The sequence below is a fragment of the Janthinobacterium sp. P210006 genome (assembly GCF_036231885.1).
Lineage (GTDB): Bacteria > Pseudomonadota > Gammaproteobacteria > Burkholderiales > Burkholderiaceae_D > Janthinobacterium > Janthinobacterium violaceinigrum.
Map to the genome: position 1 here is coordinate 170,240 of NZ_JAZARD010000002.1, position 22,574 is coordinate 192,813.

Genomic DNA, 22,574 nt, shown 5'->3' on the forward strand with positions numbered 1-22,574 from the left:
GATGAACGATCCGGCTGCACAACGCAAGCCCATGCTGTCGGTGGCCGAAGCGCAAGCCTTCATGCTGGGCGCGGCGCGTCCGGTGGCCGAGGTGGAACTGGTCGACACCATGCGCGCCAACGGCCGCGTGCTGGCGGCCGGGCAGACGTCCACCCTGAACGTGCCCGAGCGCGACAACACGCAGATGGATGGCTACGCCGTGCGCGCGCAGGATTGCGCCAGCGGCGCGGCCAGCCTGCCCGTGTCGCAGCGCATCGCGGCCGGCCACGTGGGCCAGCCTTTGCAGCCGGGGACGGCGGCGCGCATCTTTACGGGCGCCCTGATCCCTGAGGGCGCCGATTGCGTCGTGATGCAGGAACAGTGCTCCGTGCTTGACGGCGTGGTGACGGTCAACCACGTGCCGCATGCGGGCGAATGGGTGCGCCGCCAGGGCGAGGATATCCGCGCCGGCGGCGAGATCCTGGGCGCGGGCAGGCGCTTGCGCAGCCAGGAAATGGGCCTGGCCGCCTCGGTGGGCCTGGCGCAAGTGCCCGTGCTGCGCAAGCTGCGCGTCGCCGTGTTTTTCACGGGCGATGAACTGGCCATGCCAGGTGAGCCTCTGGCGCCGGGCGCCGTCTACAACTCGAACCGCTTTACCTTGCGGGGCCTGCTGGAAAACCTCGGCTGCGACATCACGGACCTGGGCATCGTGCCCGACAGCCTGGACGCCACGCGCGCCGTGCTGCGCCAGGCGGCCCAGGGCAATGACCTGATCATCACCTCGGGCGGCGTGTCCGTGGGCGAGGAAGACCATATCAAGCCGGCCGTGGAAGCGGAAGGGCGGCTGAACATGTGGCAGATCGCTGTCAAGCCGGGCAAGCCGCTGGCGTTCGGCGAAGTGAACGACGCGTTCTTTGTCGGCCTGCCCGGCAATCCCGTGTCCAGCTTTGTCACCTTCTTGCTGTTCGTGCGCCCGTTCATCCTGCGCCTGCAGGGCGTGGCGGGGAATGTGGCGCCGCGCAGCTACAAGCTGCCGGCCGCTTTCGAGCGCCTGAAGGCGGACAAGCGCAACGAGTTTTTGCGCGCCAAGGTCAACGAGGACGGCGAACTGGAACTGTTCGCCAACCAGAGTTCGGGCGTGCTGACGTCCACCGTGTGGGGCGACGGCTTGATCGACTGTCCGCCGGGACTGTCGATTGCGCGCGGCGACATGCTGCGCTTTATCCCGTTTAACGAATTGCTGTACTAAGGAAGTCCTGATGAAGATCAATCTGCGTTTTTTTGCCAGCGTGCGCGAGCTGGTGGGCACGGGCCAGGAAGTGCTGGAAGTGGCCGAGCCGCGGCTGACGGTGGGCGAGGTGAGAGCGCTCCTGATCGCCCGCGGCGGCAACTGGGAATACGCGCTGGCGCAGGGGCGTGCGCTGCGCATGGCGCATAACCAGGTGATGTGCGATGCCGATACCGTGATAGGCGAAGGCGACGAAGTGGCGTTCTTCCCGCCCGTGACGGGCGGCTGAGAATGTCCACTGGAGAAAATGGCCGCGGAAGCGGCCATTTTTTATGACGATTTGGTTTTTGCTTTGTCCCCGCTGCACGTGGCGCAGGCGATGGCTTTCCGGTAGCGCCAGTATTTCGAGCCGATGAAGATGGCCGACGCCACCAGCGACCAGGCCAGGGCGCTGAGGATGTCAGCCTGGCTGGTGGTGCCCTTGCTGTATTCGACCACCGTCAGGATGATGAATAAAATCGAGCTGGCCAGCAAATAGCGGGAAATCCAGAATCCTGCACCCATGCGTTTCTCCTCTTGTCGTCGCGTTGTCTCGTGTAGTCAGGCTGCCGATCGCTGCAGCATCTGAGCGCAGTATGCCTCATTTTTTGGCGGCCGCGCCATCGGGCAGCCTTAAGCGCGCCAATCTCGACTAAAATGCCGGGGTTTTCACCGTCTTCCCAGCTTGCCATGACCCATACCACTTCCCCTCCGTTTCACATCGCCGTCATCGGCGGCGGCCCCGCCGGCCTGATGGCCGCCCAGGCAGCCACCGAACAGGGGGCGCAGGTGGAGCTGTTCGACGCCATGCCGTCCGTCGGCCGCAAATTCCTGCTGGCGGGGCGGGGCGGCATGAACATCACGCATGCGGAAGGCTACCAGGCCTTCGTTTCGCGCTATGGCAGGCAGGCCAATCGCTTGAAACTGGCGCTGGACCAGTTCGGCCCGCAAAAGGTGCGCGACTGGGTACATGGCCTGGGCATGGACACCTTTGTCGGCTCCTCGAACCGCGTCTTCCCCACCGATATGAAGGCCGCGCCCTTGCTGCGCGCCTGGCTGCACCGCCTGCGCGAAGCGGGCGTGCAATTTCACATGCGCCACCGCTGGACGGGCTGGCGCGACGGCCAGCTGGCCTTTGCCACGCCGGACGGCGAACGCCGCTTCACTTTTGATGCCGTGATCCTGGCGCTGGGCGGCGGCAGCTGGGCGCGCCTGGGTTCGGATGGCGCCTGGGTGCCGCTGTTGCAAGGGCAGGGCGTGGCCGTGCAAGCGCTGGCGCCCGCCAATTGCGGCTTCGACGTGGACTGGAGCGCGCATTTCAGCGGCCGCCATGCGGGCGAACCGCTGACCACCGTGGCCATCACGGCGCGCGACATCGATGGCTTGACGATCAAGCGCCAGGGCCAGTTCGTCATCACGGCGGGCGGCGTCGAGGGCAGCCTGATTTATGCGCTGTCGGCCGCCCTGCGCGAGCAGATCGCGGCCGAGGGCAGCACGACCATCTGGCTGGACCTGGCGCCCGACCACAGCCAGGAACGCGTGTTCGAGGAAGTGACGCGGCCCCGCGGCGCCCGTTCCATGTCCAGCCATTTGCAAAGCCGGCTGGGCCTCAAGGGCGTGAAATCGGGCTTGCTGCGCGAATGCCTGAACGCCGCCGACTTTGCCGATGAGGCAAAGCTGGCGCGCGCCATCAAGCTGCTGCCCGTCACGCTCACACGCCCGCGCCCCATCGATGAAGCCATCAGCAGCGCCGGCGGCGTGGCATTCGACGGCATCGACGGCTGCATGCTGCGCGCCATGCCGGGCGTGTTCGTGGCCGGTGAAATGCTGGATTGGGAAGCGCCGACGGGCGGCTACCTGCTGACGGCCTGCCTGGCGCAAGGCAAGGCGGCCGGCGAGCAGGCGGTCAGCTGGCTGGAAGAGCATTCTTGAAATTACATGATCGTCAGCGCCACGACGCCGTTCGCAATCGCGCCGCGCAGCAGATTGTGCGCGGCTGTCCTCGTCAATGCCAGATGATGTCGCCCGAGCCGCTTTTCTGCGCATCGCGCTGGCGCGGGTTGCCGTAGACGTGGATGTCGCCGCTGCCGCGCAGGGTCAGGTTGGTGGCGTCGCGCACGAAGACGGTGCTTTGTCCCGAGCCTTGCAGGCTGACGCTGCCCTTGTCGGCCGCCAGGTGCTCGGCATCGATATCGCCTGAGCCGCTCAGGTCGGCACGGAGGAATTTCGTGTTGCCGCTGGCGGCGATGCGTCCCGAGCCCACCATTTCCAGCACCACGCTGTCGCTGTTGCCGCCATTGATGTCGAGGTCGCCACTGCCGTTGACGGTGGCTTGCACCTGCTTGTAGCGGCCCGTGAAGCTGACGTTGCCGGAGCCCATCAGTTCCAGGATGAAACTGTCGCCGGAAAATCCCGTGATCTTGCTGTCGCCATTGCCGTGCACTTCCAGGCGCACGAGGGCGGGCAGCACCAGTTCCACCTGCAGCGGCTGGCGGTGGTGGAACAGCATGCCTTTCGGGCCGATATGCAGGGTTGTGCCATCCTGCGTGGTATCGACGTTCGACAGCAGGCGCTGCTCGCCGCTCACCTTCAGCGATGGCGTGGTGCCGCGGCGCAGCACCAGGTCGATGGGGCCGGCCAGGTCGATGCTGTTGATCGTGGGAGAAATCGGGCGCGTTTCGCTGCGCACGGCGCGGCCGGCAGCGCTGCTGGGATTGCTGATTCCCTTGGCGCGCAGTGCGGCGTAGGACATGGCGATCAGGACCAGTGCCAGCAGGAACATGGACAGGCCAACTTTAAGCAAGCGTTTCATGGCAGCCTTTCTAGTGACCTTTGAGCAGGGAAACATTCATGGCGATGTAGCGCTTGATACCGATCAAGGTATAGCGCGTTACCACCAGACTGAGCAGGAAGATGGCGATGCCGCCGAGCAGCATCCCCATGCCGAAGACGGTTTGCGTGGTGCGCGCATCGCGGTCCATGTCGGTGGAGATGCGGATGCCGCCGCCGGCCAGCGCTTCGGCCCGTTCCATCATGCGCGACGAGGCGCCCGGTGTCTCGGATTCGGCCCGTTCACGCTGTGCCGTGCCGGGCACGTGGTCCACTTCGATGCCCGTGTCGCCGATGGTGATGCGCGTCTCGCGCCGCTCGCCCCCTTCGCCGCCGTCATCGTCATGGATGAAGACGTGGCGCAGCGGGCCATCGAGCACCAGTTCGTTGGCGCCGGACAAGCCGCTGGCCGTGATGGCGATGCCGGCCAGGTAAAAGCTCAGGCCCACGGCATACAGGGTGGCCAGCAGGGCCGCATACACGGCGGCAGGCACGACCATGAACAGGTTGAAGATGGCCAGGCCCACGAGCGAGACGAGCAGGCGCAGCAGGTTGACGGGCGTTTTCTTCTGTTCGAAAGCCTGGCGGTGGGTGCTGCTGCGCAAGGTGAGGGCGATTTTCTTCGGGTCGCCCAGGTCGTCGGCGATCTCGTGCTCGCTGCGGCCGGCCGCAGCGCCTTCGATGAAGGTCTGTTCGTAATAGTCGAGGGTCTTGGCCACCAGGTCCGGCGGCAAGCCAGCCAGCGCGCGCCGCAGAGAGTCGAGATAATCTTGCTTGTTCATCATATTCTTCCTGTTCGTCCGCTGCGCCGTGTCAGCCCACTGCCGGCAGCAACATGCTTGCCTGGCTCAGCAGCAATGGCGCATGCTGCGCCGGCTGTGCGTGCATGATCATGGTGGCCAGTGCCACGCCTGCCAGCAGCGCCACGGTTTTCAAGCTGTTCTTCAAGTGCAAGGTGGTGTGCATGGTATTCCCCGTGGCATGGCCGTTGTCGATGATCGGACTGTACCGAAGCGCAGGCAGGCGCACCAGTGCGGTGCGACAGAATGCAATTTCGCGGGGGCGAGCGACGCCAGGGCAGGATGCACCGTCAAGTCTACTTTGGTCCCTTGCCCGTGGCGACGGCCCTGGCAGCCGCCACGCCGCTGCGCACGGCCGCCTCGATGGTGGCCGGATAGTCAAGCGTGCGGTCGTCATTGGCCGTGTAATCGCCGGCCAGCAGCAGGCCCGGCACGCCGCTGGCGTTGCCGGGGCGGGCCAGGTCCGGCGTGCAGGCAAAGGTGGCGCGCTTTTCCGTGATCAGCTGGGTCCAGACGGGTTGCGCCAGGTCCGCACGCTGCAGCACTTGCGCCAGCTGCGCCGCGATGGCTTGCGCCAGCGGCCCGTGGCCTTGCTCGGCGGCCGGGCCGGACGCGCTGATGACGACGGCCAGCAAGCCCGCCTGGCTGGCGTCGAGCTGGCCACGGTCAAAGACGAACTGGCCCCAGTGCTGGCGCGCGGGCGCGTCGACGAGGGCGTAGAACGGCAAGTCCAGGCGCACGGCGGCGTCGTACTGCAGGTAGCAGGTGCTGATGGCTTCCGGCGTGAATGCCTGCATGCGGTTCACCGCTTCGTCGAGGCGGGCGTCGTGCACGCCTTGCAGCAGGCTGGCCGCCTGCACGGACGAGGTGGCGACGATGACGCCGTCAAAGATATCGGCGTCGTCAAGCTGCCAGCGGCCGTCGGGCAGCGCCTGCAAGGCGGCGATTTTGGCGCCCGTGCGGACTGCGCCGCCATGCCCTTCCACATAGCGGGCGGCCGCGTCGGGCAACAGGCTGCTCAGGTCCGCCTTCGGGATCAGCATGTCCGAGGCGCGGCGGCGGCGCGCCCCAAGGCTGTCGCGCAGCACGTTGAGGAAGACGCGTGCCGACGCCCGCTCGGGCGGAGTATTCAGCGCAGCCAGGCACAGCGGATGCCACATCAGCCGGTTCAGACGGTCCGTCTGGTCGAAGCGCTGCAGCAGTTCGCTGACGGTGCAATCGTTGTACAGTTGCCAGCCCATCCATCGCATGGCCGTGGAAAAGCGCATCAGCGACAGCTTGTCGGCGCGCTGCAGCCCCTTGGCGCGCAGCAGGGCCCATGCCAGGTGCAGGGGCGCGGGCAGGCGGGGCGCGATGAAATCCATGCCATCGGGACCGGCCGGATAGCGCATCTGCAGGGGCAGCGTGAGGATCAGTTCGGCAGGGTCCTGTCCCGCCAGCTTGATCAGGCGCAAGGTTTCCGTGTACGCGCCCAGCAGGATGTGCTGGCCGTTGTCGAGCACGGTGTTTTCTCGCTCGACCCTGCGTGCGCGTCCGCCCAGAGTGCGCGCCGCCTCGAAGACGGTGACGGCATGGCCGGCGCGCGCCAGTTCCATGGCCGCCGCGCAGCCGGCCCAGCCGGCGCCGATGACGGCGTAGCGTTGCTTCACCTTACTCTCAGCCACGAACCCAGGTCTTCCAGGCCAGCCACAGTTTGCGGATCGGGGTGAGCGAGATGCGCTGTTTCAGCACGTGATAGCCGTCGCGCTCGACTTCATTGAGCAAGGTACGGTAGATGGCGGCCATGATCAGGCCCGGACGCTGGGCGCGGCGGTCTTCCTCCGGCAGCAGGGCGAACGCTTCGTCATATGCCTGCTGCGCGCGCGCCGCCTGGAAGCGCATGAGGTTTTCAAAGTTTTCGCTGTGGCGCGCGTTCAGCAGGTCGGCCGCCGTTACGTTGAATTGCTGCAATTCGCTGATGGGCAGGTAAATGCGCCCCTTGCGCGCATCTTCGCCCACGTCGCGGATGATGTTGGTCAGCTGGAAGGCATGGCCCAGCTTTTCCGCGTACAGCAGGGTTTCGGGGCGCGTCGCGCCGAAGATGCTGGCCGACAAGATGCCGACCACGCTGGCCACATGCCAGCAGTAGCGGCTCATGGCCTGGTAGTCGAGGTAGCGGGTCTGGTTCAAGTCCATTTCCATGCCGTCGATGATGGCCTGCAAATGCTTTTCTTCCAGTTTGTAGATGTCCAGGTGCGGCTGCAGCGCGCGCATCACGGGATGCGTGGGGTTGCCCTCGTACATGGCCTTGACTTCCTTGCGCCACCAGACCAGCTTGGTGCGTGCCACGGCTTCGTCCGTGCATTCGTCGACCGTGTCATCGACTTCGCGGCAAAACGCGTACAGGGCCGTGATGGCCTTGCGGCGCTCGGCCGGCAGGAACAGGAAGCTGTAGTAGAAGCTGGAGCCGCTCTGGGCGGCCTTTTGTTGGCAGTATTCGTCGGGAGACATAGTCAAAAGAGCAAGGGTTGCAGATCGAAGCCGCTATTCTATCGTCTTACAGAGTGGGCGACGGGGGAAAAGCCGTTTTTACTTGTGTCTCTTGATGCAGGCTTTTGCGCGACATGCGCAGGGCGCGCCAGAAAATGATCAGCCAGTCGCGTTTCTCCAGCTTGGGGCGGCGGCGGAACACGTCGTAATTGACGGCTTCGATGGCTTCCAGGATGCGCAAGCCCCCTTGCACCACGAGGCGCAGTTCCCAGCCGATGCGGCCCCGCAAGCGCAGGGCCAGCGGCGCGCCGGACAGCATCAGCGCGCGCGTGCGCGCCACTTCAAAGCGCATCAGGGCGCTCCACTTGCCGTGCGCCTCGGGCCGCTCGAAGGCGGCGGCGGAAACGGCAAAGCGGCTCAAGTCTTCCATCGGCAGGTAGATGCGCTCTTTTTGCTGGTCGATGGCGACGTCTTGCAGGAAATTAATTAGTTGTAAAGCTGAGCATATCGCATCGGAATCGCGTACATTCTGTTCATCGGCCGCACCGTACAGGTGCAGCATCAGCAGCCCCACGGGGTTGGCGGAACGGGCGCAGTAATCGAGCACGTCCTCGTAGCTGGCGTAGCGCGTCGTCTCCACATCCTGCTTGAAGGCGGACAGCAAATCGTGGAACGGTTTCAGCGGCAACTGGTGCTTGGCGATGACGGCGGCCAGGCGTTCGAACATGGCGGCGTGCTCGCCTTCATGGCCTTCGTGGCGGTCGATGCGGCCCAGCGCCTCTTCATAGGCGTGCAGGGCAGCCAGGCGTTGGGCCGGCGTGGCGTCGCCTTCGTCGGCCAGGTCGTCGGCGCTGCGGGCAAAGGCATAGATGGCTTCGACGGCGGGCACCAGGCGGCGCGGCAGTAAAAATGATGCAACAGGAAAATTTTCGTAATGGTCTACAGGCATGAACACACTTCTCTAGTCTTGCAGTTTTGTCCGGCACCCCGGAACGCGCGAGTATAGCTGGACGTTGTACGTCACAAGATTAATGACGCAAAAGTCACTAAAAACTTTTACGCACGATTATAATTAATAACCAGAAAGTCATTAGGCGGAATCGCTCCCCGCCATGACTGAGCTGATATTGTCACAAATTTAAGGATATCGCGTGCGAAAAAGTTTGGCTTGGCCCAAGGAACAAGCAAAATGTTTCTCCGCATAAAAATATTACAGCCCGCATAGTAAAGGAAAATACCTTGTTTGCCCTGAAAACCCTGCGCCGCGAGACCGGCGCACCCGCACTGCCTGCCCTGCGGCTGATTGCCGCCGCCGCCCTGGCGATGACCGTGGCCGCCTGTTCCAAGCCCGCCGTCAAGGTGGAAGACGTGCGCCCCGTGCGCGCGATTGTGTTGTCCAGTAGTAATGTCGACGTCAGTGCCGAGCTGGCGGGCGAGGTCGTGCCCCGCGTCGTGTCGCAGCTGGGTTTCCGCGTGGGCGGCAAGATCGTGGCACGCAAGGTCGATGTGGGCGCCAGCGTGAAGAAGGGGCAAGTGCTGATGCAGCTCGATCCTGCCGACCTGCAGCTGTCGCAGGCCCAGGCCAAGGCATCGCTGGTCAGCGCGGAAACGAGCCGCGACCTGGCGCGCGCCGAATTGAAGCGCTACCAGGATTTGCGCGAGAAAAATTTCGTCAGCCAGGCCGTGCTCGATGGCAAGGATGCCAGTTACAAGGCGGCGCAGGCAAACGTGGAAGCGGCCCAGGCCCTGCACCGGGGCCAGGCGAACCAGTCCGGCTATGCCAGCTTGCTGGCCGACGTCGATGGCGTCGTCACGCGCATCGAGGCGGAAGTGGGGCAGGTGGTGGCACCCGGCACGCCCGTGGTGCAAGTGGCCAGGAGCGGCGAAAAGGAAGTCGTGATCGGCATTCCCGAAGACAAGGTGGAAACCTTGCGCGGCGTCAAGGATGTGGTGGTGCGCCTGTGGGCCGACCCGAAACAGGCGCTGCCGGGCAAGATCCGTGAAGTGTCGCCCGTGGCCGATGCCGCCACGCGCACCTATCTGGCCAAGGTCAGCATCCCGGACGCGCCGCAAGCGCGCCTGGGCATGACTGCCGTGGTGCAGTTCGCCTCGCAGACGGCCACGCCGCAGATCAAGGTGCCGCTGACGGCCCTGTTCAACGAAAAATCGCAAAGTTCCGTGTGGGTGGTGGAGAACGGCGCCGTCAAGCTCGTCCCCGTGACGGTGGGCGGCGTGGCGGGCAATGAGTTGCTGCTGACCTCGGGCGTGAAGCCGGGACAGACGGTGGTCACGGCCGGCGTCAACCTGCTCAAGCCTGGCCAGAAAGTGACTATCCTCGGCGCCGAACTGGCCAGCAAGCCGGATGCCGCCGCTGCCGCCATCAGCGTGGGTGCGGCCAAATGAAGGGCGGCTTCAATCTGTCGCGCTGGGCCCTTGAACATATCCCGCTGACGCGCTACCTGATGGCCGTGCTGCTGATTGGCGGCATGCTCAGCTATGCGAGCCTGGGCCAGGATGAAGATCCTCCGTTTACCTTCCGCGCCATGGTCCTGCAGGCGTACTGGCCCGGCGCCACGGCCCTGCAGATGGCCGAGCAGGTGACGGACAAGCTGGAAAAGAAGCTGCAGGAAACGCCGTACATCAATGAAATCACCAGCTATTCGAAGCCGGGCGAAACATTGATTTTGCTGGAGCTGCGCGAATCGGCGCCGCCCAAGGAAACGGCCGCCGCCTGGTACCAGGTGCGCAAGAAGATCGGCGACATCAAGGGCACCTTGCCGGCCGGCGTGGTAGGGCCGTTCTTCAATGACGAGTTCGGCGACACCTATGGCTCCATCTTCGCCCTGTCCGGCGACGGTTTTACCTACGCGGAAATGAAGGATTACGCGGACAAGGTGCGCCAGGAGTTGCTGGCCGTGGGGCAGGTATCGAAGGTGGAACTGTTCGGCGTGCAAGATGAAAAGATCAATATTATCTTTTCTCACAAGAAATTCGCCCAGCTGGGCATTCCGTTCGACGCCATCGTGCAGCAATTGTCCGAGCAAAACAGCATCAACGCCACGGGCGTGCTGGTGACGCCGACGGACAACCTGCAAGTGCGCGTGACGGGCGCCATGGTTACCGTCAAGGACCTGGAAAACCTGGAGCTGCGCGCCAACGGCACCACGTTCCGCCTCGGCGACTTTGCCACCGTGAAACGCGAATTCGTCGATCCGCCCAAGGACAAGATGCGCTTCAACGGCAAGGAAGTGATCGGCCTGGGCGTGTCGATGGAAAAGGGCGGCAACATCATCGACATGGGCAAGGCCCTGCAAACGACGGTGACCCGCATGAAGAGCGAATTGCCGGTGGGCATAGAGCTGCAGCGCGTGTCGAACCAGCCGGAAGCCGTGTCCGCTTCCGTGGGCGAGTTCGTGCATACCCTGATCGAAGCGATCCTGATCGTGCTGGCCGTCAGCTTTGTCGCGCTGGGCTTGCACACGAAGCCGCTGCGCATCGACGTGCGGCCGGGCCTGGTGGTGGCGCTGACGATTCCTTTGGTGCTGGCCGTCACCTTCCTGTTCATGCGCCTGCTTGACATCGACTTGCACAAGATTTCGCTGGGCGCCCTGATCATCGCGCTGGGCTTGCTGGTCGATGACGCCATCATTGCCGTCGAGATGATGGTGCGCAAGATGGAAGAGGGCATGTCCCGCTTCGACGCGGCCACGTTCGCCTACACGTCGACGGCCATGCCCATGCTGACGGGTACTTTGATCACGGTGGCGGGCTTCTTGCCCATCGGCCTGGCCAAGTCGGCCGCCGGCGAATACACGTTCTCCTTGTTCTCCGTCAATGCGCTGGCCCTGATCATTTCCTGGGTGGTGGCCGTCGTCTTCACGCCGTATATCGGCTACGTCTTGCTGAAGGTCAAGCCGCACGCGCATAACGACCATGAATTGTTCGATACGCCGAACTTCCGCCGCTTCCGCCGTGCCGTCACCTGGTGCGTGGAATGGCGCAAGACGACGATCGCCGCCACCCTGGCCATCTTTGCGCTGGGCATCTATGGCTTTAACTTTATCGAAAAACAATTCTTCCCCGATTCCAGCCGTCCGGAACTGATGGTGGAACTGTGGTCGCCCGAAGGCACGACCTTTGCCGCGAATGAAAAGCAGGTCAAGAAATTCGAAGCCTTTGTCGGCAAGCTCGACGGCGTGGAAAGCATCACCAGCTACGTGGGCACGGGCAGCCCCCGTTTCTACCTGCCGCTGGACCAGATCTTCCCGCAGACCAACGTGTCGCAAGTGGTGGTGTTGCCGAAGAGCCTGGCCGACCGCGAACGCTTGCGCCAGCAAATCGTCGACGTCTTCAAGAAGGATTTCCCCGAAGTGCGGGGCCGCGTCAAGCTGTTGCCGAACGGACCGCCCGTGCCGTATCCCGTGCAATTCCGCGTCACGGGGCCGGAAGTGGCTGGCGTGCGGGCCATTGCCGACCAGGTCAAGGACATCATGCGCGCCAACCCGAACACCCTGGGCGTCAATGACAACTGGAATGAATCGGTGAAGGTGCTGCGCCTGGACCTGGACCAGGACAAGATGCGCGCGCTGGGCGTCACGTCGAAAACGGTGATGCAGGCGGCCAATACCATCCTCACGGGCACCGTCATCGGCCAGTTCCGCGAAGATAACAAGCTGATCGATATCCAGGTGCGCCAGCCGCTGGAGGAGCGGGCGACGATTTCCGTGCTCAATGACACGAATATTCCGACGGCGACGGGCAAGTCCGTGCCCATCTCGCAGCTGGCCCGCGTGCATTTCGTGTGGGAACCAGGCGTAGTCTGGCGCGACCGCCGCGAATGGGCCATTACCGTGCAGTCGGACGTGGTCGACGGCATCCAGGGCGCGACGGTGTCGACGCAGCTGGCGCCGCAGCTCGACGCTTTGCGGGCCAAGTTGCCGGACGGCTATCGCATCACCGTGAAAGGCGTGGCGGCCGACAGCGGCGAGGCAGAAGCGTCGATTGCGGCCAACTTGCCGCTGGCCATCTTCATCATCTTCACCCTGCTGATGCTGCAGTTGCACAGTTTCTCGCGTTCCCTGCTGGTGTTCCTGACGGGACCGCTGGGCGTGGCGGGCGCCGCGTTTGCCTTGCTGCTGCTGCACCGTCCGCTGGGCTTCGTGGCCAACCTGGGCGTCATCGCGCTGTTCGGCATGATCATCCGCAACTCGGTGATCCTCGTCGACCAGATCGAGCAAGACATCAAGGATGGTTCGGCCCCGTGGGACGCCATCATCGACTCGGCCGTGCGCCGCTGCCGGCCCATCGTGCTGACGGCCGCGGCTGCCGCGCTGGCCATGATTCCATTGTCGCGTTCCGTGTTCTGGGGGCCGATGGCCGTGGCCATCATGGGCGGCCTGATCCTGGCGACGGCCTTGACCCTGCTGTTCCTGCCGGCTCTGTATGCGGCGTGGTTCCGGGTCAAGAAGCCGGTGGAGGTTGCCAAGGGCGAAGCTTAAGTAATCGCTTCAGGCCACTGACATAAAAAAGGCGGCATTCCTCTGGGAAATCCAGTAGAATGCCGCCTTTGCTTTACTGCGGGGTTGCTCCGGGCTTGCTCAGTAAATCCACGGTAGCCAGATCGCTCCCGAGTTGTTAAAATCGGAAAAGTGCAGGCGAGAGCCTGAGGCAAATAGCACAAAGTAGTACAAGTATGCGGATGTGGTGGAATTGGTAGACACGCTGGTCTTAGAAGCCAGTGCTTCGGCTTGGGAGTTCGAGTCTCCCCATCCGCACCACTCCGGGTTGTTCCAGCCCGGAGGTGCAGCGCCATCAAGATCAAGATATATTCCAAGGTATTTATTCATCAAGCCAGCGCGCCGAGTGCGGCCAGTTGCCGGCTCGACTGTTGCACCATCTGCGCAATCAGCGCCTGTGCCTGCGGGTAAGCCGCTCTCTCCATCAGTGTTGCATCGTGCGTCAGCGGCCACAGTGCCTGCAGGATGCGTTGCCGCACCTGCGGCCAGTGTTGCTCCTGCGCCAGGCTCGCTGGCGGCAGTTCCCTGTCCAGCATGTGCAGCGCTTCCCGCGTCATCGCCAGCTCGTGTGCCGCCTGCCTTGCCAGTGCCTCGCCATCTGGCGGCGGCTGCCGCATGAGCAAAGCGGCGAGCTGGCGGCTCTGGCGCTGGTACAGGTCCAGCAGCAAATGAAGCGTGGCGCCGGCTGGCCGCCGTTGCGTATCGAGCACGTCGAGCGCGTCCAGCAGCCAGTGCGTCATGTGCCGCCCGGCTATTCCCAGTTCCGGCCAGAGCGTGGTGAGCAATTGTTCGCCCAGGTAGCGGGCGCGGTCGATGGCGCGGCGGCTGCCGCACATGTGCTGGCCGATGGGGCCGTATTGGGGCGAAAGTGGCGCTTCCTGCCGCTCGGCCTGCAGGCACAGCAAGGCCAGGTGGAGGTAGGCATGAAAGCCGGCCAGCACGCTGTGGGCATCCCAATCGTGGTTGCCGTCGTCATCGGGCGCATTCCACAGCGCACAGATCTTGATGCCATCGTCGCGCGCGTAATCAGGCGCCAGCAGGCTGTGGCCGTGGCGCAAGTCGTGCAGTTTCTGGTGCAGGGCCTCGTGCAGCAAGTGCTCGGCCAGCCACCAGGGATTGCCGATCAGTTCCTGGTTCAGGAAAACGCTGCCATGGACGCGCAATGGCGAGCTGGACGCTTTGCTCCGCCATGTGCCCAGCTCGGGAAGCAGGGCGACCAATTGCACGTGAGAAAGCGCGCTGGCCGTCAGACGGGGCAGCAGTGTTTCCAGCAGGCGCAATCCGCGGCGCAGCAGGGTCCGTTCATGGGGCGTGGGTGTGGCCAGCGGCGCGCCGTCGTTGTCGTGCATGACGGCAAGAAAGGCGCGTGCATATGGCGTGTCTTCTTGCCAGGCATGCCATATATATGTGTCTGCTCCCGTGTCTTCTTCGCCCATGGCGCGTGCGTCGTGCAGGCGCGCCATGGGCGGCAGGTGGGCCACCAGCGGTCCGCCGGGCAGGCCCGCGCGCAGGTGCTCGGCGGCGGCCTGGAACAGCGCCGCGCATTGCGGCAGAGGCAAACCGTACCCGTCAGGGAGCTGCAGCTGGCGTATGGCGTGCTGGACGGCGCAGCGCAGCACCGTGTCGCCCAACAGCTGGCGCTGGCGTGCGGGCGGCGCCCCATCGAGCAGCGTGGCCAGCCGTCCGGCTTCGGGCAGGGTGCTGCCCAGCGTGTGCAGGCGCCGCCGGCAGGCCACGGCCAGCTGGTCGCGGATGTGGTTGCTGTCGCCAAAGGTGGGGTGGCTGACCAGCGCCGTTTCCACGGCGCCCAGCACTGCCGCGTCCGGCGGCGGGGCGCAGTATGCCGGCATAGCTTGCGCGGCTTGCATAAGCTGCACTGCTTGCATGGGCGCTAGCCGGATCAGGCGGGGGCAGGGTGGCCGTCGCCCCTCATGCGCCACGCCATTTCACCGGCTTGCGTCCGGATTTTTTGCCGATCGCCATCGGTGGCGCCGTCGAGCAGGCGGCTGAGGGTCATTTTCAGCCTGGCTTTGGCGTTGCTGGAACTGCCGGGTGCGCTATCGCCCATGATGTTTTTTCCATTAAATGCAGTTGGAGGGCGAAGAAATGGCTTAGGTTTGCCTGAAAAATGGCCAAATTGAGATAAATCAAAGGTTTTTTGCCTGAAATCTTCGCTGAGAGCGCATTTCTTTGTTTCGGACGGGGCGCCAGTTCGCATATACTAATGAACGAAGCAGGCTGGAAAGCCTGTCTCTGGCGAAATAAAGAATGCCGGGGCAAGAGTAAAGACAGGGCCAACCAGGCTGTGGCGATTCATTCGCCGCCGCTGGCATCCTCTGTGGCCGGGCTGCAAAGCCAGCCACTTTCCCGAAGTCCTTTGTTATAATGCCACGCTTTACCGAATGATGGCCGGCCCTGCATTTACTTAGACGCATGGCTGGACGCTCGGAGCCCTGTCGCAGTACTGGAAGCGGCGGATTGTTTGGTGCCTGGTGCGGGTTTTTCCTCAGCCGGGTAGACCAGGTCCATCGTCCTGTTTTCCAGTACTTTTACAGATGAATATGCGAGCGAGTGAAGCTGGACCCATGTCTTGTCGCCAGTGATGGCGCAAGGGGTCGGGTCTTCTTTTCTCGCACCAACAGTGTTTATTTTTTGGACGATTTTTTACATGGCAACTGCAGTCGAAACCTTGGGCAAACTCGAACGTCGTATCACGATCTCCTTCCCGCTGACGGACGTCCGCACGGAAGTTGAGAAGCGCCTGAAAGTGCAAGCCCGTACGGCTAAGGCACCGGGCTTCCGTCCGGGCAAAGTGCCGTTGAAAATGGTCGCAGCACAATACGGCTACCAAATTGAATCGGAAGTGCTGAACGACAAAGTCGGCCGCGCTTTCAACGACGCCGCCAACGAAAACAACCTGCGCGTCGCCGGTTTCCCGAACATCGTGCCGAAAGAAGAAGCAGCCGAAGGCCAGCTGGCTTTCGACGCAACGTTCGAAGTGTATCCGGAAGTCGCCATCGGCGACCTGACGGCCGTTGAAATCGAAACCGTGCAAGCCGACGTGTCGGAAGCCGAAATCGACAAGACCATCGATATCCTGCGCAAGCAGCGCGTGCACTTCCACACCAAGGGCGAAGCTGGCGAACACGGCGACGGCGGTGAGCCGATCGCTGCCAACGGCGACCGCGTGACCGTCGACTTCGTCGGCTCGATCGACGGCGTTGAATTCCCAGGCGGCAAAGCTGAAGGCTACGCTTTCGTGCTGGGCGAAGGCCGCATGCTGCCAGAATTCGAAGCAGCGACCCTGGGCCTGAAAGTGGGCGAGTCGAAGACTTTCCCATTGTCGTTCCCTGAGGACTACCATGGCAAGGACGTGGCCGGCAAAACCGCTTCGTTCACCATCACCCTGCAAAAGCTGGAATGGGCGCACCTGCCGGAAGTCGATGCTGAATTCGCCAAGTCACTGGGCGTTGCCGATGGCGACCTGGCCAAAATGCGCGAAGACATCAAAGTCAACCTGCAACGCGAAGTCGCTGGCCGCGTAAAAGCACGCAACAAGGAAGCCGTCATGGACGCGCTGATCAAAGTTGCTGAGCTGGAAGTGCCAAAAACGTTGATCGCTCAGGATTCCGAGCGTCTGGCCGAAATGACCCGTCAGGACATGGCGCAGCGCGGCATGAACGTCAAGGACGTGCCTTTCCCAGCAGAACTGTTCGCGGAAAAAGCCGAGCGTCGCGTACGCCTGGGCCTGATCCTGTCGCAACTGGTCGGCGACAACAACCTGCAGGCTACGCCTGAGCAAGTCAAGGCGCAGATCGAAGATTTCGCCCAAAGCTACGAAGACCCACGCGAAGTGCTGAAGTACTACTACAGCGACCGTCGTCGTCTGGGTGAGATCGAAGCCCTTGTATTGGAAGAAAACGTCGTCACCTACGTGTTGGGCCTGTCGAAAGTTACGTCGAAAGCAGTTGCCTTCGACGAGTTGATGGGAAGCAACGCACAAGCGTAAACCAGTTGGTATTGGGATGCCGCCTCTTGCCGCAAGGTCGATGCGGTATCCCCTAACTGCTTCACAAGGAAATGAAATGACAGGTATGAACCGTAATCCAGCGCTGGACACAGAGATGCTCGGCCTGGTGCCGATGGTGGTGGAACAAAGCGGTCGCGGCGAGCGCTCGTATGATATTTACTCGCGCCTGCTGAAGGAACGCTTGATTTTCATGGTCGGCCCGGTCAATGACCAGATGGCCAACCTGGTTGTCGCCCAGCTGCTGTTCCTGGAAAGCGAAAATCCGGAAAAGGAAATCTCGCTCTACATCAACTCGCCAGGTGGTTCCGTCTCGGCCGGCATGGCCATCTACGACACCATGCAGTTCATCAAGCCGGACGTCTCGACCCTGTGCACGGGCATGGCTGCTTCGATGGGCGCTTTCCTGCTGGCCGCTGGCGCCAAGGGCAAGCGTTTCTCGCTGCCGAACTCGCGCATCATGATTCACCAGCCGTCCGGTGGTTCGCAAGGCATGGCGTCCGACATCGAGATCCAGGCGAAGGAAATCCTTTACCTGCGCACCCGCTTGAACGGCATCATGGCCGAGCGCACGGGCCAGTCGATCGAGCAGATCGCCAAGGACACCGACCGCGACCGTTTCATGTCCGCCGACGAGGCCGTTGAGTATGGTTTGATCGACAAAGTGTTGACCAGCCGCGCTTGATGAGCCCCTACCGGTATTGCAGGAGCCTATCTTGGTAGGGAGCGTCTGTAGCAGGTCGCTCCTCAGGAGTGCGGACAAGGCGCGAGGAGGACGCATGGTAATCCATGCTACGACGAGCAACGCCGTCCCCGCTTCTGAGGGGCTGCCTGATACTGATGTATTCATCTACCGGGATAGGCTCCACGTTCGTAAGTAAACGCCCGGGCGATCAAACGTTCGGGCGTTTCGCTTTTATTTCGGGTAGCATGGAGCTTGTGCACGTTGTTGACTTGCCCCATGGGTAGCTGCCTTTGCGGGCAACTTCCGCACTCCGGCTTGCGATTTTGCAATATTGTTAATGCAGTTCCAACCAAAATGCCTTATGTCAGACAAAAAATCCTCTAGCGGCGAAAAATTACTGTATTGCTCGTTCTGCGGCAAAAGCCAGCACGAGGTGAAGAAACTCATCGCCGGCCCGTCCGTGTTCATTTGCGACGAGTGCATCGACCTGTGCAACGACATCATCCGTGATGAAACGTCGAGCATCGAGACGGTGACCGGTACCAAATCCGACCTGCCGACGCCGCAAGAAATTGCCGCCTTGCTCGATCAGTACGTGATCGGCCAGCAGACTGCCAAGCGCATCCTGTCGGTGGCGGTGTACAACCATTACAAACGCCTCAAGCACCTGGGCAAGAAAGACGACATCGAACTGGCCAAGAGCAACATCTTGCTGGTCGGTCCTACCGGTTCGGGCAAGACCCTGCTGGCACAGACCCTGGCGCGCATGCTCAACGTGCCGTTCGTGATCGCCGACGCCACCACCCTGACCGAAGCCGGTTACGTGGGTGAAGACGTGGAAAACATCATCCAGAAGTTGCTGCAAAGCTGCAACTACGACGTCGAGAAAGCCCAGCGCGGCATCGTCTATATCGATGAAATCGACAAGATTTCGCGCAAGTCCGACAATCCGTCCATCACGCGCGACGTGTCGGGCGAGGGCGTGCAGCAAGCCTTGCTGAAACTCATCGAAGGCACGATGGCTTCCGTGCCGCCACAAGGCGGCCGCAAGCATCCTAACCAGGATTTCGTGCAGATCGACACGACCAACATCATGTTCATCTGCGGCGGCGCCTTTGACGGCCTGTCGAAAGTGATCGCCAACCGCTCCGAAAAGAGCGGCATCGGCTTCTCGGCCACGGTGCGCAGCAAGTCGCAAAGCTCGGCCAGCGAACTGATGCTGCAAGCGGAACCGGAAGACCTGGTCAAGTTCGGCCTGATTCCGGAACTGGTGGGCCGTCTGCCCGTCATCGCCACCCTGGCGGAATTGACGGAAGAGGCGCTGATCCAGATTCTCGTCGAGCCGAAGAATGCGCTGATCAAGCAGTATTCGAAGCTGCTCGAGATGGAAGGCGCGGAACTGGAGATTCGTCCGGCCGCCCTGCATGCGATCGCCCGCAAGGCGCTGGCGCGCAAGACCGGTGCCCGTGGCCTGCGTTCCATCCTGGAGCACGCTTTGCTGGACGTCATGTACGAACTGCCGAGCGAACAAAATGTGGTGAAAGTCGTCATCGACGAAAATACCATCACCAGTGGTGCCAAACCTTTGTTGATTTATCAAGAGACTGCCAAAGCCTCCGGAGAAAATTGAAAACTGCCGAGACAAATGCATAAAAAGGGTTTTGATTCCTTAAAGCATGGCAGTACAATTTAAATCAATGAGTGCAGGCTTCAATCGTAAAGCCACTCGCGGCGCTTAGCTGCGCGTGGCTTTTTTACTGTTAAAACTGCATTTGTTACAGTCATGCGGGTGTGTTTTGCGAAATAGACTTCATGTTTGTTTCACAGAATTATTTATTCTCGCCGGTCTTGTGTTTTGGCAGCGAGCGCCAACATCGTAAACACGCTTTCTATAAGGTACGCCATGACAACTTCCAAATTAACTGAGCAAACTCAACTGCCGTTATTGCCGTTGCGGGATGTCGTCGTTTTCCCGCATATGGTGATACCGCTGTTCGTTGGCCGTCCAAAGTCGATCAAGGCGCTGGAAGCTGCGATGGAGCAGGGCAAGAGCATCATGCTTGCCGCTCAAAAAGCAGCCGCGAAGGACGAACCATCGCCTTCGGATATCTATGAAATTGGCTGCGTCGCCAATATTCTGCAAATGCTGAAGTTGCCCGATGGCACCGTCAAGGTGCTGGTCGAAGGCGCGCAGCGTGCCCGCATCAACCACATCAGCGATGCGCCGACGCACTTCATCGCCGACCTGACGCCGCTCGAGTCCGAGCCGGGCGACGAGTCGGAAGTCGAAGCCATGCGCCGCGCGATCGTGCAGCAGTTCGACCAGTACGTCAAACTGAACAAAAAGATCCCACCGGAAATCCTGGCATCGTTGTCCGGCATCGACGATGCCGGCCGCCTGGCCGACACGGTGGCTGCACACCTGCCGCTCAAACTGGAGCAAAAGCAAGTCATTCTGGAAATTTTCAGCGTGGCCAAGCGCCTCGAGCACCTGCTGGGCCAGCTCGAAGGCGAGCTCGACATCCTGCAGGTGGAAAAGCGCATCCGCGGCCGCGTCAAGCGCCAGATGGAAAAATCGCAGCGCGAGTACTACCTGAACGAGCAGGTCAAGGCGATCCAGAAGGAACTGGGCGAGGGCGAAGATGGTGCCGACCTCGACGAGCTGGAGAAAAAAGTCGCTTCCGCCAAGATGCCGAAGGAAGCGCTCGACAAGGCTACCAACGAGCTGAAGAAACTCAAGCTGATGTCGCCGATGTCGGCCGAGGCCACCGTCGTGCGCAACTACATCGACACTCTCGTCAACTTGCCTTGGAAAAAGAAATCCAAGGTCAATAACGACCTGTCGAATGCGGAAAAAGTGCTCGAGGGCGACCACTACGGCCTCGACAAGGTCAAGGAACGCATCCTGGAGTACCTCGCGGTGCAACAGCGCGTCGACAAGCTGAAAGCGCCTATCCTGTGCTTCGTCGGTCCTCCGGGCGTGGGCAAGACCTCGCTGGGCCAGTCCATCGCCCGCGCGACGAACCGCAAGTTCGTGCGCATGGCCCTGGGCGGCGTGCGCGACGAAGCCGAGATCCGCGGCCATCGCCGTACCTACATCGGCTCGATGCCGGGCAAGATCCTGCAATCGCTGTCGAAAGTCGGCGTGCGCAATCCCTTGTTCCTGCTCGACGAAGTCGACAAGATGGGTGCCGATTTCCGTGGCGATCCGTCGTCGGCCCTGCTGGAAGTGCTCGATCCGGAGCAGAACCACACGTTCTCCGACCATTACATCGAAGTCGATTTCGACTTGTCCGACGTGATGTTCGTGGCCACGTCGAACTCGTACAACATTCCGCCAGCCTTGCTTGACCGGATGGAAGTGATCCGCCTGTCCGGTTACACGGAAGACGAAAAGACCAGCATCGCGCAGCGCTACCTGCTGCCGAAGCAGATCAAGAACAATGGCTTGAAGGAAGAGGAAATCTCCGTGGCCGAGTCGGCCCTGCGCGACATCATCCGCTATTACACGCGGGAAGCCGGCGTGCGCTCGCTCGAGCGTGAAGTGTCGAAGATCTGCCGCAAGGTGGTCAAGATGCTGCTGCTGAAGAAATCCGACAAGAAAGTCATCGTCAATTCGAAGAACCTGGACAAATTCCTTGGCGTGCGCCGCTACGATTTCGGTGTCGCAGAGAAAGAAAACCAGGTGGGCCAGGTGGTCGGTCTGGCATGGACGGAAGTGGGCGGCGATCTGCTGACCATCGAAGCCGTGTCGATGCCGGGCAAGGGCGGCGTCATCCGCACGGGTACCCTGGGCGACGTCATGAAAGAGTCGATCGAGGCCGCCCGCACGGTGGTGCGCAGCCGGGCACAGCGCCTGGGCATCAAGGCGGACGTGTTCGAGAAGAGCGACATCCACATCCACGTGCCGGAAGGCGCGACACCGAAGGACGGTCCTTCGGCTGGCGCAGCCATGACGGTGGCCATGGTCTCGGTCTTCACGGGCATCCCCGTGCGCGCCGACGTGGCGATGACGGGCGAGATCACCTTGCGCGGCGAAGTGTTGCCGATTGGCGGCCTGAAAGAAAAGCTGCTGGCGGCCCATCGCGGCGGCATCAAGACGGTCTTGATTCCAGAGCAAAATGTGAAGGACCTGGCCGAAATTCCGGACAACGTCAAGAACAAACTGGAGATCGTGCCCGTGCGCTGGATCGACAAAGTGCTGGAAATCGCCCTCGAGCGCATGCCTGAACCGTTGGCGGAAGTCGCTGCAGTGGAGGCTGTCACGGCCGCCGCAGCGAAGCCCGACGCGGCTGGCGAGGTAGTAAAACACTAACGTTTTACCCCTGTTTTCCCCAAACAAGCGCTTTTAGAGCGCTTGTTTTATATTGAAACGTGAATTGCGCCCCCAAAGCGCTTGACACATATACAGTGTGGCTTGTTTAATACGCCTGCACATTTTTTTCGCCGGACAGCTGTGGTGCCAAAAGTGCCGCAACGATACGGTAAACGTTTTATACCTTTGTAATTGGGGATGCTAGTGAACAAGACTGAATTGATCGACCACATTGCTGAAAAAGCTGACATTTCCAAAGCCGCCGCTGCGCGCGCACTCGACGCTGTTATCGGCGGCGTGACGGAAACTTTGAAAAACAACGACAGCGTGACGCTGGTTGGTTTTGGCACTTTCTCGGTCAGCGAACGTGCTGAGCGTACCGGCCGCAATCCGCGTACCAAAGAAGCGATCACGATCGAAGCTGCAAAAGTTCCAAAATTTAAAGCTGGTAAAGCTTTGAAGGATGCTGTAAACTAACGGACTTCGGTGAGGTGACAATCACCGGAAACATTTGGCGGCGCCTCCGGGTGCCGCGATTTCAGGATCGAAGTTCCTCGAATGACGATCCTGGATACAAATGCAAGTAGTACTGTGTATTTTTCGGAGTGGTAGTTCAGTTGGTTAGAATGCCGGCCTGTCACGTCGGAGGTCGCGGGTTCGAGTCCCGTCCGCTCCGCCAAAAAAATA

At 61.8% G+C, this 22,574-nt stretch carries 19 protein-coding genes and 2 tRNA genes; 12 read left to right on the forward strand and 9 right to left on the reverse strand.

The annotated features are described in order from the left end of the window. Position 1: 1 nt before the first annotated feature. Together VPH41_RS09210 and moaD are read left to right on the forward strand one after the other, a co-directional pair. Entirely contained in the window at positions 2-1,228 is a 1,227-nt protein-coding gene (locus VPH41_RS09210) for a molybdopterin molybdotransferase MoeA (RefSeq protein ID WP_328570504.1), read from the forward strand. Positions 1,229-1,238: 10 nt separating this feature from the next. Continuing rightward, positions 1,239-1,496: a molybdopterin converting factor subunit 1 gene (gene moaD / locus VPH41_RS09215; protein WP_287773393.1), complete on the forward strand. Its 258-nt coding sequence runs from the start codon at positions 1,239-1,241 to the stop codon at positions 1,494-1,496. 41 nt (positions 1,497-1,537) lie between these two features. On the opposite strand, the gene VPH41_RS09220 is transcribed toward moaD, so the two are convergent. Beyond that, positions 1,538-1,771: a hypothetical protein gene (locus tag VPH41_RS09220; protein WP_287773395.1), complete on the reverse strand. Its 234-nt coding sequence runs from the start codon at positions 1,769-1,771 to the stop codon at positions 1,538-1,540. Between the two features lie 165 nt (positions 1,772-1,936). Between VPH41_RS09220 and VPH41_RS09225 the strand changes: the two genes are divergently transcribed. After that, entirely contained in the window at positions 1,937-3,178 is a 1,242-nt protein-coding gene (locus tag VPH41_RS09225) for a TIGR03862 family flavoprotein (RefSeq protein ID WP_328569740.1), read from the forward strand. A 73-nt stretch (positions 3,179-3,251) separates the two neighbouring features. Here VPH41_RS09225 and VPH41_RS09230 read toward each other — a convergent pair whose 3' ends face one another. The 6 genes from VPH41_RS09230 to hpnC form a co-directional block, all read right to left on the reverse strand. Beyond that, a complete protein-coding gene (locus tag VPH41_RS09230; protein WP_152282965.1) occupies positions 3,252-4,058 on the reverse strand; it encodes a GIN domain-containing protein in 807 nt (268 codons plus the stop codon). A 10-nt stretch (positions 4,059-4,068) separates the two neighbouring features. After that, positions 4,069-4,860, reverse strand: coding sequence for a DUF1700 domain-containing protein (locus VPH41_RS09235; protein WP_328569741.1), 792 nt, complete (start codon positions 4,858-4,860; stop codon positions 4,069-4,071). Positions 4,861-4,888: 28 nt separating this feature from the next. Continuing rightward, positions 4,889-5,041, reverse strand: a complete 153-nt coding sequence (locus tag VPH41_RS09240) for a hypothetical protein (RefSeq protein WP_328569742.1) — start codon at positions 5,039-5,041, stop codon at positions 4,889-4,891. 130 nt (positions 5,042-5,171) lie between these two features. After that, a complete protein-coding gene (hpnE, locus tag VPH41_RS09245; RefSeq protein WP_328569743.1) occupies positions 5,172-6,539 on the reverse strand; it encodes a hydroxysqualene dehydroxylase HpnE in 1,368 nt (455 codons plus the stop codon). Further along, positions 6,532-7,365, reverse strand: coding sequence for a presqualene diphosphate synthase HpnD (gene hpnD, locus VPH41_RS09250; RefSeq protein ID WP_328569744.1), 834 nt, complete (start codon positions 7,363-7,365; stop codon positions 6,532-6,534). The genes hpnE and hpnD overlap by 8 nt, the downstream gene beginning before the upstream one ends. A 46-nt stretch (positions 7,366-7,411) precedes the next feature. Continuing rightward, positions 7,412-8,293, reverse strand: a complete 882-nt coding sequence (gene hpnC, locus VPH41_RS09255) for a squalene synthase HpnC (protein ID WP_152282962.1) — start codon at positions 8,291-8,293, stop codon at positions 7,412-7,414. 290 nt (positions 8,294-8,583) lie between these two features. Here hpnC and VPH41_RS09260 point away from each other — a divergent pair, with 290 nt between their 5' ends. From VPH41_RS09260 to VPH41_RS09270, 3 genes are all read left to right on the forward strand, one after another. After that, positions 8,584-9,747, forward strand: coding sequence for an efflux RND transporter periplasmic adaptor subunit (locus VPH41_RS09260; RefSeq protein WP_328569745.1), 1,164 nt, complete (start codon positions 8,584-8,586; stop codon positions 9,745-9,747). Next, the gene (locus VPH41_RS09265; RefSeq protein WP_328569746.1) at positions 9,744-12,842 is read left to right on the forward strand and encodes an efflux RND transporter permease subunit; all 3,099 of its coding nucleotides are present in this window, start codon (positions 9,744-9,746) and stop codon (positions 12,840-12,842) included. The genes VPH41_RS09260 and VPH41_RS09265 overlap by 4 nt, the downstream gene beginning before the upstream one ends. A 196-nt stretch (positions 12,843-13,038) precedes the next feature. After that, positions 13,039-13,121 (forward strand) — tRNA-Leu (locus VPH41_RS09270). A 68-nt stretch (positions 13,122-13,189) separates the two neighbouring features. Here the strand turns inward: VPH41_RS09270 and VPH41_RS09275 are convergent. Together VPH41_RS09275 and VPH41_RS09280 are read right to left on the reverse strand one after the other, a co-directional pair. Next, positions 13,190-14,710 (reverse strand): hypothetical protein, encoded by a 1,521-nt coding sequence (locus VPH41_RS09275; RefSeq protein ID WP_328569747.1) that lies wholly within the window; start codon positions 14,708-14,710, stop codon positions 13,190-13,192. A gap of 50 nt (positions 14,711-14,760) precedes the next feature. Further along, entirely contained in the window at positions 14,761-14,928 is a 168-nt protein-coding gene (locus VPH41_RS09280) for a hypothetical protein (RefSeq protein ID WP_328569748.1), read from the reverse strand. Positions 14,929-15,528: 600 nt separating this feature from the next. Between VPH41_RS09280 and tig the strand changes: the two genes are divergently transcribed. The 6 genes from tig to VPH41_RS09310 all read left to right on the forward strand — a co-directional run bounded on the left by tig (position 15,529) and on the right by VPH41_RS09310 (position 22,566). Then, positions 15,529-16,869 carry a trigger factor gene (gene tig / locus VPH41_RS09285; RefSeq protein ID WP_152283003.1) on the forward strand — a complete coding sequence of 447 codons (1,341 nt, stop codon included), beginning with the start codon at positions 15,529-15,531 and terminating at the stop codon, positions 16,867-16,869. A gap of 85 nt (positions 16,870-16,954) precedes the next feature. Then, the gene (gene clpP, locus VPH41_RS09290; protein ID WP_374106865.1) at positions 16,955-17,572 is read left to right on the forward strand and encodes an ATP-dependent Clp endopeptidase proteolytic subunit ClpP; all 618 of its coding nucleotides are present in this window, start codon (positions 16,955-16,957) and stop codon (positions 17,570-17,572) included. Between the two features lie 361 nt (positions 17,573-17,933). Then, positions 17,934-19,202: an ATP-dependent Clp protease ATP-binding subunit ClpX gene (clpX, locus tag VPH41_RS09295; protein ID WP_076568804.1), complete on the forward strand. Its 1,269-nt coding sequence runs from the start codon at positions 17,934-17,936 to the stop codon at positions 19,200-19,202. Positions 19,203-19,475: 273 nt separating this feature from the next. Then, positions 19,476-21,887 carry an endopeptidase La gene (gene lon, locus VPH41_RS09300; protein ID WP_152257742.1) on the forward strand — a complete coding sequence of 804 codons (2,412 nt, stop codon included), beginning with the start codon at positions 19,476-19,478 and terminating at the stop codon, positions 21,885-21,887. Between the two features lie 204 nt (positions 21,888-22,091). Then, positions 22,092-22,364, forward strand: coding sequence for an HU family DNA-binding protein (locus VPH41_RS09305; RefSeq protein WP_010398442.1), 273 nt, complete (start codon positions 22,092-22,094; stop codon positions 22,362-22,364). Positions 22,365-22,489: 125 nt separating this feature from the next. Further along, a tRNA-Asp gene (locus VPH41_RS09310) sits at positions 22,490-22,566 on the forward strand. The last annotated feature ends 8 nt before the right edge of the window (positions 22,567-22,574 follow it).

What these genes read in the sequence shown, in the direction of transcription:
- hpnC (WP_152282962.1), bottom strand. Translation starts at nt 8,293, where the DNA reads ATGCCTGTAGACCATTACGAAAATTTTCCTGTTGCATCATTTTTACTG.
- clpP (WP_374106865.1), top strand. Translation starts at nt 16,955, where the DNA reads ATGAACCGTAATCCAGCGCTGGACACAGAGATGCTCGGCCTGGTGCCG.
- tig (WP_152283003.1), top strand. Translation starts at nt 15,529, where the DNA reads ATGGCAACTGCAGTCGAAACCTTGGGCAAACTCGAACGTCGTATCACG.
- clpX (WP_076568804.1), top strand. Translation starts at nt 17,934, where the DNA reads ATGTCAGACAAAAAATCCTCTAGCGGCGAAAAATTACTGTATTGCTCG.
- hpnD (WP_328569744.1), bottom strand. Translation starts at nt 7,365, where the DNA reads ATGTCTCCCGACGAATACTGCCAACAAAAGGCCGCCCAGAGCGGCTCC.
- VPH41_RS09220 (WP_287773395.1), bottom strand. Translation starts at nt 1,771, where the DNA reads ATGGGTGCAGGATTCTGGATTTCCCGCTATTTGCTGGCCAGCTCGATT.
- lon (WP_152257742.1), top strand. Translation starts at nt 19,476, where the DNA reads ATGACAACTTCCAAATTAACTGAGCAAACTCAACTGCCGTTATTGCCG.
- VPH41_RS09275 (WP_328569747.1), bottom strand. Translation starts at nt 14,710, where the DNA reads ATGCCGGCATACTGCGCCCCGCCGCCGGACGCGGCAGTGCTGGGCGCC.
- VPH41_RS09230 (WP_152282965.1), bottom strand. Translation starts at nt 4,058, where the DNA reads ATGAAACGCTTGCTTAAAGTTGGCCTGTCCATGTTCCTGCTGGCACTG.
- VPH41_RS09235 (WP_328569741.1), bottom strand. Translation starts at nt 4,860, where the DNA reads ATGATGAACAAGCAAGATTATCTCGACTCTCTGCGGCGCGCGCTGGCT.
- VPH41_RS09280 (WP_328569748.1), bottom strand. Translation starts at nt 14,928, where the DNA reads ATGGGCGATAGCGCACCCGGCAGTTCCAGCAACGCCAAAGCCAGGCTG.
- VPH41_RS09225 (WP_328569740.1), top strand. Translation starts at nt 1,937, where the DNA reads ATGACCCATACCACTTCCCCTCCGTTTCACATCGCCGTCATCGGCGGC.
- VPH41_RS09240 (WP_328569742.1), bottom strand. Translation starts at nt 5,041, where the DNA reads ATGCACACCACCTTGCACTTGAAGAACAGCTTGAAAACCGTGGCGCTG.
- VPH41_RS09210 (WP_328570504.1), top strand. Translation starts at nt 2, where the DNA reads ATGAACGATCCGGCTGCACAACGCAAGCCCATGCTGTCGGTGGCCGAA.
- moaD (WP_287773393.1), top strand. Translation starts at nt 1,239, where the DNA reads ATGAAGATCAATCTGCGTTTTTTTGCCAGCGTGCGCGAGCTGGTGGGC.
- VPH41_RS09265 (WP_328569746.1), top strand. Translation starts at nt 9,744, where the DNA reads ATGAAGGGCGGCTTCAATCTGTCGCGCTGGGCCCTTGAACATATCCCG.